Below are 18269 nucleotides of genomic sequence, written 5' to 3' on the forward strand. Positions count from 1 at the left end.
AAGTGTCCGGTTGGGAGACAGAAATGTCCCACGCTTCGAATTATGGAAGAGGGATGTCTCTGCTAGGGAAGCGCAGCAAGAGCGAGGGGGCTGTCAGGAAGGCGGAAACCGATTTACTTCACGCCCCAGCATGGACCTAGCTGCATCAAATATTGTCTTTCTTTCTTCTCGTAATTTATCACTTGACAATGTGTGCGCTTCGACCAAGAATTATCGAACGATAAAGACAAAAGGAGACAACATGTTGCCCATCCGCCCTTTGCATCCGTGGAACGGCATTCCGTCCTCGATGCCGCTCGCTTCCACCTCTAATTTCGTCAGGCGTCCCTAGGTCGCCCCTTCAGTTGGCTCATGCGTCGCAGCAGCAACGGTGACCGTCTGTCATCGGCGCGAGAGCAGGAACCTCATGTATTCGTCGGGCCACATCTGCAACTGGCCTCTAGTCGACGACCTGGAAATACATATGAAACCCACATCCTTTGAATACCGCCGGCCCGGCACGCTGGATGACGCCCTGCGGCTGCTGGCACAGTCCGGCCCGGACGCCAAGGTAATTGCTGGCGGGCAAAGCCTTGTGCCGATGATGAACTTTCGGATGGCCCGGCCCGATGTGCTGATTGACATCAATGGCGTGAGCGAACTGGATTATCACCGTCGCGACGGCGATATCCTCCGTATCGGCGCGTTAATGCGGCACGCCGATCTGAAGGATTCAGCGCTAGTCCAGGAATGCTGTCCTTTGATGAGCGAAGCCTATCACTACGTCGCGCACGGAACCGTTCGGAACCGCGGCACCCTTTGTGGAAATCTGTGCCACGCCGATCCGGCTTCGGAGATGCCGGCAGTCATGCTCTCTGTAGGGGCCACTATGGTGGTTCGAGGCATTGGCGGCGAACGCCGCATTGCGGCCGAGGACTTTTTCCAGGGCATCTATGCCACGGCACTTGAACCGAATGAAATATTGGTCGAGGTGCAAATCCCGGTGCCGGCGAGCCGCCGCGGTTACGCGTTTGAGGAAGTGTCGGCGCGCCAGGGCGACTTCGCCATGACTTTAGTCGCCGCGCTGCTCGATATTCGCGGTGGACGTATCGAGGAAGCGTCGGTCGCCTACGCGGGTGTGTCAGACCGGGCGCGGCGTCTGCCTGCGGTCGAGCAAGCTCTGACAGGCCAGTCGCCGTCAACGGAGTTGTTCGACCGCGTCGCTGCGCTTGCTAGTGAAGGGTTCGACCTTATCGAAGACATCCATGCGGACAGGCAGTACCGCCACGACCTGATTCGTACGCTGACCGCCCGAGCGCTCGCCAGGGCGGCGGAGCGCGCCCAAGGGCATGCCTGACTGCAACGCACCACTGGAGTTGAAGCCATGACAGTCCACAAGATCGATGTTGCCGTCAACGTTAACGGCAAAACTTATGAGCGGAGCATACCGACCCGTATGCTGCTTTCCGATTTTCTTCGTAATGAATGCCATCTGACCGGAACACACGTCGCCTGTGAGCATGGGGTCTGCGGCGCCTGTAACGTCATGCTTGATGGCAAGACGGTACGCTCGTGCCTGACGTTCGCCGTACAGGTGCAAGGGGCGGCTGTAGAAACAGTCGAAAGCCTCGGCACGATCGAGAAGTTGCATCCGTTGCAACAGGCGTTCTGGGAAAAGCACGGCCTGCAATGTGGCTTTTGCACGCCGGGGATGCTCATGACCGCCAAGGAGCTGCTGAGTGTCAATCCCAATCCCACGCGTGAAGAAGTCGCAGAAGCCATCTCGGGCAACCTCTGCCGATGCACGGGTTATCAGACGATCGTCGATGCCATCATGTCGGCAGCCGAAACCATGCGCCAACAACAAGGAGTGCAGCCATGACCGAGCGATATATCCCGGACGTAAAAATCCCGGCGTCGCGGCAATCGGAAGCGCCTCGTCAGAATTTGCGCTGGATCGGCAAGAGCATGAAGCGAGTCGAGGATCCGCGACTGCTCACTGGTCGCGGTAAGTACGTCGACGATATCGTGCTGCCGAACATGGCTCATGTTGCGTTGCTGCGAAGCCCGTTCGCTCACGCCCGTATCAAATCGATCGACGTCAGTCGTGCGCGCGAGTTGCCCGGGGTGATCGCCGTCGTCACCGGCAAGGAGTTTGCGGAAACGACTGGACCGACGGTGACATTCTCGAGCCCGCCTGTCGTTCAGCACGCGATCGCCATCGACCGGGTGCGCCATGTCGGCGAAGCGGTTGCCGCTGTCGTTGCGGTGGACCGGTACATCGCGGAGGATGCACTCGAACTGATTGATGTGGATTTCGAGGAGCTGCCGGTCGTTGCAGATTTCGAGGCGGCGTTGCATGCCAAGGGTGAAGCCGTTCTCCACCCGGACCTGGGTGACAGTAATGTCGCGATGGACCGTACCTTTGCGTTCGGTCCCGTTGACGACGACTTCGCTCGCTCCGATCTAGTTATCAAGCGTCGCCTGCGGTGGAACCGGTCGGGGCCGCAGCCACTGGAGACTGTCGGCGCGGTTGCGGAGTACGATCCCGGCACCGGGAAGTTTACGGTCCACTGCAACACGTCGATGTATACCTATGTCGGGTGGCTCTGCGCAGCTTCTCTCGGCGTCCCTTCGACGCAGCTCAATATCGTGCCGACGCTTGCCGGTGGCAGCTTCGGCTCGAAGCTGTTCCTGCACAAGGTTATTGTTCTGACGGCGGGGCTGGCACGCATTGCAGGTCAGCCGGTAAAGTTCATCGAGGACCGCCTCGACAATATGACCAACGCTGACGGACACGGCTCCGACCGTGTCTACGAAGCCGAGCTTGCGGTCAAACGCGATGGCACTATCCTGTCCCTTCGCTATGAAGTCATGGATGATTATGGCGCTTACCTGCAGTATGGGTATGGGACACACGGCAATGCATTCTCTCAGATCGTTGGGCCCTATCGTATCAATAGTGTGCAGGCGAGAATCATCGCAGTGCTGACCAACAAGTGCCAGCAGGGCGCGTATCGTGGCTTTGGTTCGGAAGTATCCAACTTCGTGATAGAGCGGATGGTGGATGCTGCCGCGCGAGAGCTAAATCTGGACCCGGTCGAGATCCGCCGGCGCAACCTGATCCGCCCGGAGGAATTTCCCTTCGTGATTCCCACGGGCAATGTGTATGACAGCGGCAACTACCAGGCGGTCATGCAAGAGATGCTCAGGATGTTCGACTATGAGGGATGGCGTGCCCGGCAGGAAGCCGCGCGCAAGGAAGGCAAGTACATCGGCATCGGCGTGGTGACCTGCCAGGAGCGCAGCGTGTTCAGTTCGACCGAGTTCTGGTCGCTGAATCCTCCGGAGCAGCCTGGATTCGCGCTGACCAGTTCGCCCGAGGCGGTGTCGATGCGGATCGATCCCACCGGTAAGGTATTTGTCAAGCTGAACGCGCCATTCTGGGGCAACAGTCCCGAGACCGTGGTGACGCAGATTGTTTCGGAGGCGCTCAGCGTTGAGCCGTCTGACATCTCGGTCAGCTACGCTGATACGGACGCGGGGTTCAACGGTACAGGGCCGGGCGGCAGTCGATATACGGTGATGGTTGCAGGGGCCGTCGTGGCGGGATCAAGGACGCTGCGCAACAAAATGTTCCGGTTTGCCGCACATATGCTGGAATGCAGTAGCGACGACCTGGAACTGTCCGGCGGTCGCGTTATCATCAAGGGCATCCCGGGATCGGGCAAGACGATTGCGGAACTTGCATCGGCTATCCACTATTTCCGTCTGGACTTCCCGGATACGCCAGAATTCTCCAGCGGCCTGGAAACAACCTCGGTTTACGACCATCCGCTGACAACCATGCCGGCGTCCGATCGTAGCCATCTTGGCATCTTCTACCCGATCATGGGGCATATGGCACACGCGGCTGCGGTCGAGGTTGATCCGCAGACTGGGAAAGTGACCATCCTTGACTATGTCGCTGTACACGATTGCGGCACTGTGGTTAACCCCATGACGCTCGATGGCCATGTGCGAGGCGGCGCGGCTCAAGGAATCGGCACGGCCCTGTATGAGCAATTCCACTACGACAGCAATGGCCAGTTGCTCACGGCGTCTTTTGCGGACTACCACATGCCAACTGCGCATGAGGTGCCTTTGAATCTGCGTGTCGGTCACGTGGAGACGCCGTCGCCCTACACGGAATTCGGTATTAAGGGTGGCGGCGAGGGCGGACGCATGGCTGCACCGCCGGTGATGGTGCAAGCCGTTGAGGATGCGCTGCGACCGTACGGTGTGGAACTGACCGAGGTCCCGCTTACCCCTAGCCGTATTCGCCGGATTGTACGGGAAGCGCAGTGCAAAAATGGCTGATTGCGCCGCTCAGCCACGCGCGCCTCAGGATTGAGGTTTGATCCGGGGAGATTGGGCGCAGCCACGGCCCGCTCCCTATCGCATTAACGTTTGAGTTGTCTGACCATGGAACTTTCGAACCATCAGCATGTAAATGCCCCGCAGCAAGCCGTCTGGGATGCATTGAATAACCCGGAGATCCTCAAGTCCTGCATCGCAGGCTGCGAGAGTATCTCCGCAACTTCCGATAACGCATTTGAAGTTGTGGTGGCAGCGAGGGTCGGTCCTGTCAGCGCTCGCTTCAAGGGCAAGTTGACCATTGTCGACGCACACGCGCCGACCTCGTATTCACTCGTTTTTGAAGGGCAGGGTGGCGCAGCTGGGTTCGCCAAGGGTGGCGCTGATGTCGTGCTGTGCGCCGAGGAACAGGGTACGCGGGTTCAATACACCGCCAAGGCTCAAATCGGAGGCAAGCTCGCGCAGATTGGCTCCAGGCTGGTTGACAGCGCGGCCAGGAAGATGGCTGACGATTTCTTTACTGCCTTCGAGCAGACGTTGGCAGCCGCAGCGCCGGCCGTCACTACTCCGGCAGAAGAGGTCATGGCGGCGCCCATTGCACGAACGAGCAGCGGCATCCCCTACGCCCGCCTGCTTCCTTGGATCATTGGCTTGAGCGCGGCTGCTGCCACGGCATTCACGTTGCTCCGTTAGGGGCCTGCGGCCGGAACGAGGCGCCAAGGAGCCTACATGGACAGTATTGACCTGCAAGTACTGAAAGACGCTAAGGCCTGGTTGGAGGCTGGTCATGGAGTAACGTTGGCGACCGTCACCAGGACCTGGGGTTCCAGCCCGCGTCCGATCGGGGCAATGCTGGCCCTGCGCGACGACGGTCGTGTGTCTGGCTCGGTGTCAGGTGGCTGCATTGAGGATGACCTGATCTATCAGAATTCCAAGAGATTCCTCTCCTTCGACACGCCGGAGATCGTGACCTACGGTGTTAATGCGGAAGAGGCGCGGCGAATGGGTTTGCCCTGCGGCGGTACGATTCAACTCGTACTTGAATCGCATCGCGACTTGGCCCGCATCGGAGAAATGCTAGAACGGGTAGAGCGTCGCGAACTGTTTGCTCGTGTGCTCGATTTAAGGTCTGGTGCGATTTGCTTCCGACCGGCGCAACCCGATGATGTCCTGAGTCTCGATGCGCAGCACCTCGTGACGGTGTACGGCCCACGGTACCGGCTTTTGTTGATCGGCGCAGGGCAATTGTCTAGCTTCCTGGCGAGCATGGCGGTTGCATTGGAGTACCAGGTGACAGTTTGCGACCCTCGCGACGAGTACGTCGGCGATTGGGACGTGGCGGGAACGACGCTGGTGAGAACCATGCCGGACGACACGGTCATCGCCATGGGGCCTGACCGTAGGACAGCGGTGATTGCCCTGACGCATGATCCTAAGCTCGACGACCTTGCGTTGATGGAGGCGTTGCAATCGGACGCCTTTTATGTCGGTGCGATCGGCTCGCGCGCAAATAACCGGATGAGACGTGAGCGCCTGCTTGAGTTCGGCGTCACAGAAGACCAGGCTCGCTGCATGCATGGACCGATCGGGATTCACATTGGAAGCAAGACCCCTCACGAAATCGCTGTCTCGATCGTCGCGGAACTAACCGCAGTAAAGAATGGCATCGTACTGCCTGACGGCTGGAACATTATGGCCCGCAAGGCGGGAACGGACACGCACGCCTGTGCGGTCCTGTGAGTCCAACTGTGTCCGGACATCAAGACGGAGTGCCTTGAAGAATCGTAATTACCCCGTCAACACCACTTGGTTGGCGTCGAGATGGTCCAGCGATGACGAAACCATCGCCATGTTCGAGCAGAATCTCTCGGAAAATTTGTACAAACTATGGAACCGAGTGTCATTGGGGTGGAAGATCCGAGGGCCGAGCCTTCAGTAGACAGGCGAAGGCAATATGGGTAGCCGAAAGCTGACCAACAGGGCTATCTCACTTCGGCGGGGGGCGCGACAGCACGATGACAAGGATATGCTAAGCAACTGGAAAGCCCTACTCGTCCCGGTGTGGCGCTGCGGAAACGTGTGCGCCCGCCAGCAACTGTGAAGCTTGTCATCACGCCTTCAGGCTCCCCCCATGTACTTGCTAACTTCCTGGTTCGCAGACGGGACCTTGATGAGAGTCGCTTCGCGAACGTCTTTCACTGCTCGCCGCAAATCGCTTTCCGCTGAGCAAATGGCAAGCTGTGGGCCATGCGCGATGGCGTCCGGCTACGCAATCGCCAACCGCTGCTCCGCCTGAGACTGGCTGAGCCGAACGGCCAATTCCCGCGCGCGGGTGGTGTGGAGTTCGCTCAGTTCGGCCGCGCGCGCGCTGTCACCTGCTGCAATTGCCTTGGCAATTGCCTCGTGTTCATCCCAAATCGGTTCGCGCTGCGTGGCGAACTGCAAGCCGGCACCCATTGCGCGTCGCAGATGGGCCCAGTAGACCTCGGCGCTCTCTGCAATGAGGGGATTGCCGGATGCGTCGTAAATCGCCCGATGGAAGGCCATATCCGCATCGACCATGGCCTTGACGTCCTTGCCCTTGATAACCCGTCGTCCAGCCGCGAGGAGCTTGGGATCGATCTCATAGCGGCGCTCGGCGGCAAGGCGGGCGGCAAGCGCGTCGAGGGCGCCGCGGATCATGTAAAGGTTGGAAATAGCGGTGGCGTCCATGGGCGCAACCTCTACACCTCGACCGGGGACGTCCTGCACAAAGCCGTCCTTCTTCAGCAGAAGGAGGGCCTTCAGCACTGGCGAGCGGGAAACCTGCATCTGTTCCGCGATTTCCTCTTGCTTCAGGCGGGTTCCGGCCTCGAGGGATCCATCGCTGATGGCATCCAACAGCGTCTTGTACACCTCCTCCACATAGTCCGGTCTGGCAGAAATCTTCTGCAGCTTGATCACACTGGCCTCCAAGTTTGTACCTTGTACTCTGGATCCAGAGTACATCGCGCACTAGCAACCGTCAAACGTTGAATGTGAGTGCAGCGCCATTTCGATTCCGGCAGAAGGGTAAACCCATAAATACAAGGGCGATGCATTGTCCTATTCTTTGGATCCAGAACCCAGAATCCAGAACCCCGGATTCTGGAGCCAGCAATAAGCCGCAGCCCAGAGCCGAACCCCGCCAGTGCGAACAGCCGCGACCGCACGCGCGGAATCAGCACCGTGTAGGGCCAAGTTTTAACAGGTGCGTCGAACGACTAATGCGGAAACCTGAAAGGAGACCAGTCAATGCAATCAGGTCCTATGGCATGGCGTCTAACGACCCATGTCCGACAAACACATAACGGAAGTGATCACCTGCCCGAGCGATCGCGACGCCAAATAGTCCTTGTCACGATGGGTGCGTCAGCGGAGCAATGAAATGGCAACGATCGCAAGTCTTCCCCAAATGCTGTCCCTTCACGCTCAGCGCACGCCGAATAAGATCGGCGCGCAGGATCTCGAGCGAAGTCTGACGTTTCGCCAGTGGCATCAGCGGTCCCGCAAGCTGGCCAACGCGCTGTTGGGGCTTGGGCTTAAGAAGGGGGATCGCGTTTGTGTCCTCGCATACAACAGCATCGAGTGGTTAGAAATCTATGCCGCAACGGCGATTGCGGGACTCATCGCAGTGCCGGTCAATTTCCGTCTAGTTGGTACCGAAATTGCCTATATCGCGCAAAACTGCGATGCGCGAGCATTTCTCGTGCAAGCCGAATTGCTCGGGCCGTTCGAAGACGCGCGCAGGGAATTGTCCTTGCCTGAAAGGAACTGCATCGTCTTTGGGAGCAGTCAACCAGCAGCCGGCTTTAGTCAATACGAAGCATTGATCGCTGCAGCAGCGGACACCGAGCCGGCATCACTGCTCGCTGCGGATGATCCCTGGACGTTGATGTACACGTCGGGGACTACAGGCAAGCCTAAGGGTGCGCTCCGAAGCCATGCGGGCAGCGCATCGCTTTCGCTTGCCACGCTGGCTGAGATGGGGCTCAGCCATGACGACGGCGCCTTGCTCGTCATGCCACTCTGCCACGCTAACTCCTTGTACTTCTTCGGCGCCTTTCTCTATGCAGGCGCCACCTGTACGGTCTACAGTCGCAAGAGCTTTGATCCCGAGCACCTGCTACAAACCTTCTCGACAGGCGAGAGTACATTCACCTCTCTGGTGCCGACGCACTACACCATGATGCTCGGTTTGGAGCCGCAGATTCGCAATCACTACGATGTGAGTCGAGTCCGAAAGCTGATGATTTCATCAGCTCCAGCTCGTCGCGAAACCAAGCTGGAGATTCTCGAATACTTCAAGAATTCCGGCTTGTACGAAATGTACGGATCCACCGAAACCGGTTGGGTGACGATGCTTCACCCGAATGAGCAGCTTTCGAAGCTCGGCTCTGTTGGGAGGGAATGCGTGGGAGGCCGGAGAATCCGCTTCCTTGACCAAGACGGCAACGAGGTTCCCGATGGTCAGCCCGGCGAGCTCTATGCAAGCAACCCCTACTTATTCGACGGCTATTGGGGGCTGCCAGAGAAGACGCAAGATGCTTTCCGTGGGGAATACTGCACCGTAGGGGATTTCGGATTCAGAGATGAGGACGGCTACATTCATCTTGTTGACCGTAAGAGCAACATGATCATCTCTGGCGGGGAAAACATCTATCCCTCAGAGGTCGAGACCATGCTTGCCGCCCATCCGAAAGTCGGAGACGTTGCTGTCATCGGTTTGAGCGATGAGAAGTGGGGGGAGCGGGTACACGCGGTGGTGGTCCCTCGCGTGGGGGAAACACTGACGCCTGACGAGGTGATTGCCTGGTGCAAGGACCGAATCGCGGGCTACAAGAGGCCGCGCTCCGTCTCGTTCATCTGTGACGGCGAAATGCCCAGAACCGCGACCGGAAAAATTCAACATCGTCTATTAAGAACAAGGTTTGCCGAGCGCGACGGCAATCATTGACGCACGAGGAGAGTAGTCATGAGTCTCAATAAGCATCAGGACGTCAATCAGGACGTTAATAGTTGTGCTGCCTGGATCGCCAAATTTCTGAAGGCACAGGGTATCGATCGTGTATTCGGCCTGCAGGGCAGCTATCTGCAACCGCTGTGGGACCATATCGGTCGAACCGGGATACAGATTGTCGATGTGCGCGACGAGGATGCCGCGGTTTATATGGCGCATGCTCATGCGGAGTTGACAGGACAGATTGGAGTAGCACTGGCCACCGCCGGTCCCGGCGTCACCAATACCGTTACGGCTATGGCGAACGCCTTTGTATCGCGTGTACCTGTACTGTTAATCGGCGGTTGCCCGTCGCAGCAGCAGTCAAATATGGGGCCGTTGCAGGACATCCCTCACGTCGACATCCTGAAGCCCGTCACGCGTTATTCGCGGACGGCTCGCATCGCCGACCATGTCGTGCGCGAATTCAATGAGGCCTTCGCCTGTGCCGCTGGCTATGTGCGTGAACCGGGACCGGCATACATTGAGGTACCTACTGATGTGCTGCGCACCCCGATACTGCCACAACTGATTCTTGATGACTGGATGCAACCCACGCCGCGACGGCCCATGTACCCGGATCCCGTCGCGACGCGCGAAGCCATGGAGGTGTTCTGGGCGGCAAAGCGACCGGTAGTTATTACCGGCCGTGGTGCGAAAGGCGCTGGGGACGCGATCGTCCGTTTGCTGGAAGCCACCGGCGCTCTGTATCTCGACACGCAAGAGAGCCGTGGCGTCGTGCCCTATGACCACCCGGCGTCGGTGGGCGCGGCGCGGTCTCAGGTGATGACTGACGCCGACGTGGTGCTGCTGGTCGGTCGAAAGCTGGACTACCAACTCGGCTATGGTTCTCCCGCGGTGTTCCCGCATGCGCGCTTCATTCGCATTGCCGACGCGCCTGGTGAATTGTTCGACAACCGGCGCGGGCGTCCTGAAATTCTGGCTTCCGCACGAGAGACCATCGAATCGATGCTGTCTCTGGCGGACGGTCGATCCGCAGCCGTGGATGTGTCGTGGGCCGCGAATGTGCGCGACCGGCATCTGTCGCGGGTGGCCAGAGCGGCTGCGCTGGAGCAACGCGAAACGCTCGGCAGTGACGGGAAGATCCACCCGCGGGTGATCTTCGATGCCATCGCCGAAGTGGCATTTCAGGACTACATTGGCGTTGCCGATGGCGGAGACTTGTTGAGCTTCGCGCGAACCGGGCTGCAATCCAATACTTACATGGATTCGGGGGCATTTGGGTGCCTCGGCGCGGGCGTTCCGTTTGCCATTGCCGCAGCGCTTGCGCAACCCGGCCGTCAAGTGATCTCGGTGAATGGAGACGGCGCGTTCGGCATCAACGCGATGGAGATCGACACAGCGGTCAGGCATGGCGCCAAGGTGGTCTTCATTGTCTCCAACAATGCGGCTTGGAACCTTGAGCGAATCGATCAGGAAATGAACTATGGCGGACGTGTCGTGGGGACGACCCTACGTCATTCCGACTACGCCGGATTGGCGCGATCACTCGGCGCCCATGGTGAACGCGTGGAGAAGCCAGAAGATATGGTGGGCGCATTGGAGCGCGCACTCGCCAATGCTCCGGCCTTGATCGACGTCGTGACCTCACAATCGGTGGTTTCCTCAGACATGCAGAAGGGCTTGAGTCTGGTTCCTGACTATCAGGCTTTGATGGCATGGGATGAAGCCGAACGCCGCCGACGACAGTAGGTCCGTCGGCGGCCAGGCGATCTGGCCGCCTATCCTGCTTTCGTTCGCTGGCACTTCGGGTGGTCAAGGCAGGCCGTGACATTGCCGGGATCGGGCGTCGCAAACGATGGGTATCCGTTGATCTGCAGCGATTCTCACGCTGGAGAAGCGGTCACCTGTAGGCGCCTGGTGCCGAGGCCGAGCGATCTCGTTGTCTGCGTTTCTCACCTTGTCGTCGAAAAGGCGCCGACAGAAGCGCCGGTCACCCCGCCACGTGCGGTGGAGTGATTGTTGTTGCCGGGTCTGGTGAGGTCACCACGCCGCCGGCTACTCATCCATCATGCGCGGACCGCCGGTCCGCAAGGAGACTCATATGCAACGAATAGAAGCGCTATCCCCAAGTGGGCTGGTCAGTCTGGAGACCGTCGCCTATCGCAAGGTCATGTGGCGAATCATTCCGCTGATGGCGGTCTGCTTTGTCTTTGCATATCTAGATCGAGTCAATATCAGCTTCGCGAAGCTTCAGATGCAGGCCGATCTCGGGTTCTCGGACGCGGCCTATGGGCTGGGCGCCAGCATCTTCTTTGTGGGCTACTTCATATTTGAGGTACCTAGCAATCTGATACTCGCCCGGACTGGAGCGCGGAGATGGATTGCGCGCATCATGATCTCGTGGGGCATCGCCTCTGCCGCCATGATGTTCGTCACCAATGAAACATGGTTCTACATCCTGCGCTTCCTGATCGGTGCAACTGAAGCCGGCTTTCTGCCGGGCGCAATCCTGTACTTCACGTACTGGTTTCCCGCCCCGCGGCGCGCGCGTATCACCGGCTACTTCATGACATCGATCCCGATTTCCGGCGTATTGGGCGGGCCGCTTGCCGGTATCATCATGACCAATTTTGCAGGAATCAATGATTGGGCAGGGTGGCAGTGGCTGTTCCTGCTTGAGGGAATACCAACCGCATTGTTGGGCTTCGTGGTGCTGTTCTGCCTAACCGATAAGCCAGCTCTGGCGACATGGCTGTCCGAGGAGGAGAAGAGGGTTCTGCAAGCCAACTTGGCCGGCGATGCAACCGGAACATCGGTACACAAGTTCGGTCTCGCCCTGCGTCAACCGGCCACCATTTTTCTGGCAGTCGTTTATATGTTCATCCTGATGGGCATGTATGGGCTGACGTTCTGGATGCCGCAATTGATCAAGAACACGGGGATTGCCAGCACCGAGGTCGTCGGATTGTTGAGCGCCATCCCATATGCAGCAGCCGGTATCGGGATGGTGTGGATTGGGCATCGGTCGGACCGTACAGGGGAGCGCCGCTTGCATCTGGGCCTTGCCGTGCTAGCCGGGGGAATTGGCTACATCATTTCTGCGGCATTTGGTGCGCACACCGGAATCGCACTGGCGGCCCTGACATTGTCCGCCGTGGGAATCATGGGATGTCTTCCGGTGTTCTGGACGCTTCCTCCCAAGTACTTCCGTGGTACGGCTGCAGCCGGTGGTATTGCGTTGATCAATTCCGTGGGCAATCTTGGCGGCATGATCAGCCCTTATCTGGTGGGTAAGGTCAAAGACCTGACCGGCGACACGACCCTCGGGCTCTATGCGGTTGCCGCATTCACCCTTCTGGCAGCGTTGCTGATTCTCTTTGCCCTGCCGCGCACACTGGCGGGACAGGATCCCACCGCGGCCGACGCGTAAGGCAAGCGGCGCGTCGCACAGACGCGTGACGGAAGCCCGTCATCCCGCGGGTAAGTGGTCGCATGTCCTCGGATACCCGGGCACTGCAGCGGGGTGATACAAGCTTGTCTCCGTGATCGCGGTTCGGGGGCGCCATTGCCATACTGCGGATCTCCGTTATGGCGAAGAGATTCAGATCCGCCTGCCATGCGCATCACGACCGACGCGCCGCAGTTGTTCGGCGGCTACGGCTATTGACAACCACGACTATCGCGTTGAGCGCCTGCGCGACGCCAAAATTACCCAGATCTGGGAAGAGATCAATGTAACCGTCAGCGGAACCCGTCTGGCGAGCGACGGTAAGCGGTGGGGGCTACAGGTCGACGACCTTGCGCAGTAGCGCGAAGGAGACCCGCCAGTGGCCTTCGTTCGGGTCGCACTCGATGGAGGCGGTTTTCTGGTTGATGCGCACGATGGTGCCGATGCGTTCGCTGAGGTGCTGGTCGGTGAAGGTGACGGTATCGCCGACCCGGAAGTCCGCGCGCTGCGCCCGGGGCGGTGGTGGCGGTGAAGCGTGCGGTGGTTGCTGCGCGGCGGTAGTGGGCTCGGCGAGCACGGCGGCGTAGGGCAGGATCCAGTGGCGGCCGCTGCTGGTGTCCTGGACCAGGGCCTGGGTCTGACGCAGCTCGAGGACGCGCCCCTGGCGCAGCGGCTGGGTCAGGTCGTCGGCGACGTAGCCCACGGTCATGCCGATATGCAGGTGCCTGCGGGCCTCGAGGATACGCTTGGGATCGTTGATCATTCGCCCGATGGTCAGATACAGGCGGTACAGGTCGGCACTTGGGGCCAGGCGCAGGGCGTCAAGGATGTCCATGACGCGCAGTGTAGCGGTTAGCGCGCCAGCGGCAGCAGTTCGTGGACCTGGCTGTGGGGTGGGCCGGCAGGCGCTCCAGCGTGTCCTTGAGCCAGCCGTAGGGCTCGATGCCGTTCAGGCGGCAGGTCCCGAGCAAGGAATACATCGTGGCAGCAGTGCGCCCGCCGCGCCCGCGAACATCCAGCTCGCCCTGCCGAGGGCAATCGGGCGGATCGCGCGCTCGAGGCGGTTGTTATCGGGCTCGAGGATGCCGCTCTCGGTGTAGCGCACCAGCGCCTGCCAGTGCCGCAGCGCATAGCCGAAGGCTTGTGCCAGCGGCTGCCTGGCAAGCAGGCCGTGGGCATTGCCCTGCAGCCACTGGTGGAACTGCGCCAGCAGCGGCACAGCCTCGGCCTGGCGCGCCGCCAGCTTGTGCTCCGGTGACTTGTCCTTGATGTCGGCCTCGATGGCATACAGCCGGGCGATCCACGTCAGCGCCTGCGCCGCCAGCCCTGGTGTCTTCTGGGCTTTGGCGATCTCGAAGAAGCGTCGACGGCAATGCGCCCAGCATCCGACCTCGATGATCCGACCGGTACGGTAAAGCGCATCGTGGCCACTGTAGGCATCAGCCTGCAGGTAGCCGTGGTAGTCGCGCAGGAAGTTCAGGAGGTAGGTCCCGGTGCGGGACTCGGCGAACTCGAACAGGACCGCCGGCGGGTGGTCAACCCACAACCCGTTCTCCTGCCGCTGCCCGGCCCCGAGGTAGCCCCACAGATGGGCCTGCCGTGTGCTTGTGCGACCGCGTTCGAGCAATGGCAGCGTGGTGTCGTCCAGATGCACGCGCGGCGCTCGCAGGACGTGGTTGCGCAAGGGCGGCAGCAGCGTTGCCAGCAGCTCGGCAGAAGCCAGCTTCCATTCGCACAGGGTGGCCCTTGGCAGGTGCACCCCCAGGCGCGCATAGCGCGTTTCCTGCCGATTGATCGGCAGGTGGTCCACGAAGGTGTCGACCTGAATGCTGGCCAGCAGCCCTGCGCTGGCGTTGCTCTTGGGCAGCGGCGAGGGCTGCGCGGCAGCCGTCACGATGGTGGACTCGCCGCCCTTCGTGGCCACGTATTTGAAGCGGATGTGCTCGATCACGCTGAGCCTGGCCGGCTCGTAGTGCAGCGTCTCGCTGCGCTCCTCGCCGATGCGCTCCAGGGAGTCGAAGCTTGCCTTCTGCGCCTCGGACAGGTCGTATTCGATGCGCGTGCGTGGCAGGTCCTTGGGCAAGGCAGGACGGCCCTTGCGGATGTGGCCAGTCACCTTGACCTGCGGCGCCGCCGGCGGTGATGGCAAGTCCAGCGGCTGCGTAAAGAGTTCGGCCTGCCCCGGCAGGCGCTCGGAACTGGCGCCGAACCGCGCACGGTTAAGCTGCGCGACCTGATGCTTCAATATCTCCAGTTGCTCCCACAGCGCGCGGGCGACCCGGTTCTGCTCCAGCGCGAGAGTACGTACCGCCTCGAGATCGGCTGGCAGGTCGGAGGGTGTCAGTACCGGAAGCATGGCGCCATGATGCGCCAGCGCCGGCAGGTTTACAAGTCACGAGATGCGCGTGGCCGTGACAGTGCGGTGGGGTCGAACCGCCGGGATCTCGATGCCTTCGAGCCAAGCGTTCAATTCGGCCAGTGTGAAGCCACGCTGGGCTAGTGTCGCGGGCGAGGGAAACCGGCCGTGCGAAAGCCGCTTGTACCACAACGCGAAGCCGGTGCGGTCCCCCAATACAGAATCTTGACCTTCGATCGATCTCGGCCGACGAAGACAAACAAGTGCCCCGACAGCGGACTCTTGGCCAGCAACGGCTCCACCAGATACGATAGGCCGTCGATGGACTTGCGCATGTCGACCGCGTCACGGCAGATGAAAGCCTGCACATCGCCGCCGATCAGCACCGGCCGCCTCCCAACTGCCCCAGCACGAAGCGCACGATGCGTTCGGCATGCATCCCACTCAGCTCGATACGCGCGCCGCCGAGCGTGACGACCACTTGGTCGCGAGACTTCGACGGTAGTGGGTCGCTCGCCGACACGACAGTCGGTACTGCGACCGTTGCCGCGGCGATGAATGCCGTGTCCGCGGTCAATGCCATTGGCGGCACCACGGGCAGTTGCTGCTCGTGGCTCAAGCGCTTGCGCCACAAACCGAAAGTGCTGACCGCCAAGCCGTGCTTCCGGCAGAAGGCGCGGATGCTCCCGCCACTGTTCCCCCATTGCGCCAGTAGATCGCGCCAGAAAGCTTCATCGTGGCGGTCATACCTTGCCCCGGCTCGTCCGCTCTTGCCTTCCCGCTGATTGGCCATCGCTTCACTCCCAGTGATCGTGAAGCTCCTACCTTCTCATCGCCGCCCTCTACTCGCCAGACGGGTTCCGCTGACGGTTACAGATCAATCAGGTGCACCGCCAGTTGATTGGCCGCAGCTTCCTGAGGAAATAGGAGACGGATATGACAACCATTCAAACCGTCGGCGTCGCGGGCGCCGGCACCATGGGGGCGGGCATTGCGATCGTTGCGGCCCGCGCGGGATTCCGGACCATTGTGTTCGACATGCGACAGGAAGCGCTGGATCGTGCCCGGGGCCAGACGGAAGCGTTCCTGACGAGATCTGAGCAGCGCGGCAAGCTGCCGGCAGGCGCCGCCGCTGCCGCGATGCAACGCTGGAAAGGAACGACGGAGCTGTCTGGGCTGGCCGAGTGCGACCTTATCATCGAGGCCATCTTCGAGGATTTGTCGGTCAAGCATCAATTGTTCGGTAAGCTCAACGAGGTTTGCCAGCCAAGCACCATCTTCGCGTCCAATACGTCGACGATATCAATCACCCAGATCGCCGGCGGATCCGGCCGCCCGGACTGCTTTGTGGGCATGCATTTCTGCCTGCCGGCACAGTTGATGAAGCTGATCGAAATGTCGCCTGGCCTGGCCACCTCGGACGACACCTTCCAGAAGGCGTGGGCCTTCGCCCAGGCCATGGGACAAAAGCCCGTGGCCACGCAGGATACGCCGGGGTTCATCCTTAACTATTTCCTGATTCCCTTCAACAACGACGCGATTCGTCTGGTCGAACAAGGGGTGGCCGAGCCCGCCGATATCGATGTCGCCATCAAGACAGCCATGGGCTATCCGATGGGACCCCTCGAACTGCTGGACCTGGTCGGCATGGATACGCAAAAGCTGCTGTGTGAAGCCATGCACGGCCTCACCCACGAGCCGCGCGCGGCCTGCCCCCCGCTGGTGCGACGCATGATCGCGGCCAACCGCCTGGGCAAGAAGACCGGACAGGGTTTTCGCACTTATGACGACACCAAGATGTTTGGAGCCTGATATGCGCTACGAGATCGTACAAGCCGGCCAGAGCCGCTCCTTTCCTTCCGCCCACGCGTTCTTGGAGCAAGCCGCGCCACAAGGCGAAGGCCTGTGTTACCTGGGCGCCAAGGCAGGTCGGGCATACAGCCGGGGCGCCGGGCACGCGTCTCGCACGTTCGTCGCCATTGAGCTGGGAGCCGAATGCCTGGGCTTCCACACCGGCGAAAGCCGGGGTCTCGAAGGGTCCAACGTGGTGGGCTTCGCCCGCTTCCGTCTGGGCGATGGCGAACCCAGCCCCCTCGTGGAACTGGTCAGGCAGCCCGGCACGCATCCCGCTGCGCTGCAGGCGGCCAAGGCGGCCTTCCAGGCGGCCGGCCTGGTCGTGGCGGTGTGCAATGATTTCCCGGGACGTATCGTCGACAGGCTGATCCGCCCGTATTTCAATGCGGCGCTGCGCCGGCTGGACGAGAAGCTGGCCAGCGCGGACGACCTCGACAAGACCCTGTGCCTGGGCCTGGGCTATCCGGAAGGACCGATCTCGCTGCTGGAGCGCACCGGCCTGGTCCACCATTTCCACGTCACCCAGGCGCTGCATGAAGCGCTGGGGCAGGAGCCCTACGCCCCTGCGCGTCGTGCGCGGGTGGCCGCCGAGCGTGATGACCGGGTCAAGCGGGGAATGCCATGATGCAGCCACAGAGCGGTGTCGAGGTGCTGGACTTCAGCACCCTCCTGCCCGGGCCACTGTGCTCCCTGCTGCTGGCCGAAGCGGGCGCCGACGTCATCAAGCTCGAGCGCACGGTGCGTGGTGACGAGATGCGCCTATGAGCCAAAGGTCGACGCGGACAGTGCAAACTTCGTGCTGCTCAATCGCGGCAAGCGTTCGATTGCCATTGACCTGAAGTCGCCCGACGCGCTCGACCAACTGACGCCGCTGATCCGGGATGCCGACGTACTGATCGAACAGTATTGTGCCAGTCTGATGGAGCACCTCGGACTGGGCTATGCGGCCCTGGCGGAGATCAATCCGTGGCTGGTCTACTGCTCGATTACCGGCTTCGGGCAACACGGTCCCCGCGCCGCGGAGGCCGCGCACGACGTTGGGGTTCGCAGGGGGATTCTCGGCAATCCTCGACTATCGTGTTCCGGATTTCATCTCTGCGATCAGTCTGGCTTCGGCTGGGTACGGCGTGGCTGTCATACCCGAGTCCATGCGGAATTTTCTACAGCCGGAGGTTTGTTACAGAGCCATCCAGGACTTTGAATATGCTGTTGATTTGGCAATCGCTAGCCGGAAGCGAGAGCTTTCCCCTGCAGTTCGCGCCTTTGTTGAGGAGTCATTGTCTTGTGAAACTCGG

At 60.6% G+C, this 18269-nt stretch carries 19 protein-coding genes and 1 pseudogene; 13 read left to right on the plus strand and 7 right to left on the minus strand.

From position 1 onward, the window contains the following. Positions 1–463: 463 nt before the first annotated feature. The 5 genes from E5S69_RS09725 to E5S69_RS09745 all read left to right on the plus strand — a co-directional run bounded on the left by E5S69_RS09725 (position 464) and on the right by E5S69_RS09745 (position 6075). Complete coding sequence (locus E5S69_RS09725; protein ID WP_058697586.1) at positions 464–1336, plus strand: FAD binding domain-containing protein; 873 nt, start codon at positions 464–466, stop codon at positions 1334–1336. Positions 1337–1363: 27 nt separating this feature from the next. Continuing rightward, on the plus strand, positions 1364–1861 hold the full coding sequence (locus E5S69_RS09730) for a (2Fe-2S)-binding protein (protein WP_058697587.1): 498 nt from the start codon (positions 1364–1366) through the stop codon (positions 1859–1861). Beyond that, complete coding sequence (locus E5S69_RS09735; protein WP_058697588.1) at positions 1858–4338, plus strand: xanthine dehydrogenase family protein molybdopterin-binding subunit; 2481 nt, start codon at positions 1858–1860, stop codon at positions 4336–4338. The genes E5S69_RS09730 and E5S69_RS09735 overlap by 4 nt, the downstream gene beginning before the upstream one ends. 105 nt (positions 4339–4443) lie before the next feature. Then, positions 4444–5028: a CoxG family protein gene (locus E5S69_RS09740; protein WP_070940825.1), complete on the plus strand. Its 585-nt coding sequence runs from the start codon at positions 4444–4446 to the stop codon at positions 5026–5028. Between the two features lie 36 nt (positions 5029–5064). Then, positions 5065–6075 (plus strand): XdhC family protein, encoded by a 1011-nt coding sequence (locus E5S69_RS09745; RefSeq protein ID WP_058697589.1) that lies wholly within the window; start codon positions 5065–5067, stop codon positions 6073–6075. A 525-nt stretch (positions 6076–6600) separates the two neighbouring features. On the opposite strand, the gene E5S69_RS09750 is transcribed toward E5S69_RS09745, so the two are convergent. Continuing rightward, positions 6601–7278, minus strand: coding sequence for a GntR family transcriptional regulator (locus E5S69_RS09750; protein ID WP_233528044.1), 678 nt, complete (start codon positions 7276–7278; stop codon positions 6601–6603). Between the two features lie 463 nt (positions 7279–7741). On the opposite strand from E5S69_RS09750, the gene E5S69_RS09755 reads away from it, so the two are divergent. From E5S69_RS09755 to E5S69_RS09765, 3 genes are all read left to right on the plus strand, one after another. After that, on the plus strand, positions 7742–9310 hold the full coding sequence (locus E5S69_RS09755) for a class I adenylate-forming enzyme family protein (RefSeq protein ID WP_058697591.1): 1569 nt from the start codon (positions 7742–7744) through the stop codon (positions 9308–9310). A gap of 18 nt (positions 9311–9328) precedes the next feature. Further along, positions 9329–11065 (plus strand): thiamine pyrophosphate-binding protein, encoded by a 1737-nt coding sequence (locus E5S69_RS09760; RefSeq protein ID WP_058697592.1) that lies wholly within the window; start codon positions 9329–9331, stop codon positions 11063–11065. A 352-nt stretch (positions 11066–11417) separates the two neighbouring features. Beyond that, complete coding sequence (locus tag E5S69_RS09765) at positions 11418–12746, plus strand: MFS transporter (protein ID WP_058697593.1); 1329 nt, start codon at positions 11418–11420, stop codon at positions 12744–12746. Between the two features lie 352 nt (positions 12747–13098). On the opposite strand, the gene E5S69_RS09770 is transcribed toward E5S69_RS09765, so the two are convergent. From E5S69_RS09770 to tnpA, 6 genes are read right to left on the minus strand one after another with little or no spacing between them, the layout of a single operon-like run. Further along, a complete protein-coding gene (locus E5S69_RS09770) occupies positions 13099–13599 on the minus strand; it encodes a hypothetical protein (protein ID WP_058697594.1) in 501 nt (166 codons plus the stop codon). Then, a complete protein-coding gene (locus E5S69_RS32345; RefSeq protein WP_081050228.1) occupies positions 13586–13744 on the minus strand; it encodes a transposase domain-containing protein in 159 nt (52 codons plus the stop codon). Before E5S69_RS32345 ends, E5S69_RS09770 begins: the two co-directional genes overlap by 14 nt. Continuing rightward, positions 13714–15120, minus strand: coding sequence for an IS66 family transposase (gene tnpC, locus E5S69_RS09780; RefSeq protein WP_081050229.1), 1407 nt, complete (start codon positions 15118–15120; stop codon positions 13714–13716). The genes E5S69_RS32345 and tnpC overlap by 31 nt, the downstream gene beginning before the upstream one ends. Before the next feature lie 36 nt (positions 15121–15156). Then, positions 15157–15336 carry an IS66 family insertion sequence element accessory protein TnpB gene (tnpB, locus tag E5S69_RS32910; protein ID WP_338404736.1) on the minus strand — a complete coding sequence of 60 codons (180 nt, stop codon included), beginning with the start codon at positions 15334–15336 and terminating at the stop codon, positions 15157–15159. Then, on the minus strand, positions 15261–15506 hold the full coding sequence (gene tnpB / locus E5S69_RS32915) for an IS66 family insertion sequence element accessory protein TnpB (protein ID WP_058697597.1): 246 nt from the start codon (positions 15504–15506) through the stop codon (positions 15261–15263). The genes tnpB (E5S69_RS32910) and tnpB (E5S69_RS32915) overlap by 76 nt, the downstream gene beginning before the upstream one ends. Further along, positions 15500–15913, minus strand: a complete 414-nt coding sequence (gene tnpA, locus E5S69_RS09790) for an IS66 family insertion sequence element accessory protein TnpA (protein ID WP_058697598.1) — start codon at positions 15911–15913, stop codon at positions 15500–15502. The genes tnpB (E5S69_RS32915) and tnpA overlap by 7 nt, the downstream gene beginning before the upstream one ends. A gap of 143 nt (positions 15914–16056) precedes the next feature. On the opposite strand from tnpA, the gene E5S69_RS09795 reads away from it, so the two are divergent. The 5 genes and pseudogenes from E5S69_RS09795 to E5S69_RS32355 form a co-directional block, all read left to right on the plus strand. After that, a complete protein-coding gene (locus tag E5S69_RS09795; protein WP_058697599.1) occupies positions 16057–16932 on the plus strand; it encodes a 3-hydroxyacyl-CoA dehydrogenase family protein in 876 nt (291 codons plus the stop codon). A 1-nt stretch (position 16933) separates the two neighbouring features. Then, entirely contained in the window at positions 16934–17599 is a 666-nt protein-coding gene (locus tag E5S69_RS09800) for a 3-hydroxyacyl-CoA dehydrogenase family protein (protein ID WP_058697600.1), read from the plus strand. Continuing rightward, entirely contained in the window at positions 17596–17739 is a 144-nt protein-coding gene (locus tag E5S69_RS32920; protein ID WP_412459401.1) for a CoA transferase, read from the plus strand. The genes E5S69_RS09800 and E5S69_RS32920 overlap by 4 nt, the downstream gene beginning before the upstream one ends. Before the next feature lie 31 nt (positions 17740–17770). Beyond that, positions 17771–17953, plus strand: a pseudogene (locus E5S69_RS32925) (CoA transferase); the annotation flags it as partial. After that, positions 17916–18269 (plus strand): LysR substrate-binding domain-containing protein (locus E5S69_RS32355; protein WP_236901261.1); only part of this gene is annotated, 354 nt, incomplete at its 3' end. The pseudogene E5S69_RS32925 and the gene E5S69_RS32355, both read left to right, overlap by 38 nt.

Source organism: Cupriavidus necator, from assembly GCF_013141915.1.
Taxonomy (GTDB): domain Bacteria; phylum Pseudomonadota; class Gammaproteobacteria; order Burkholderiales; family Burkholderiaceae; genus Cupriavidus; species Cupriavidus necator_B.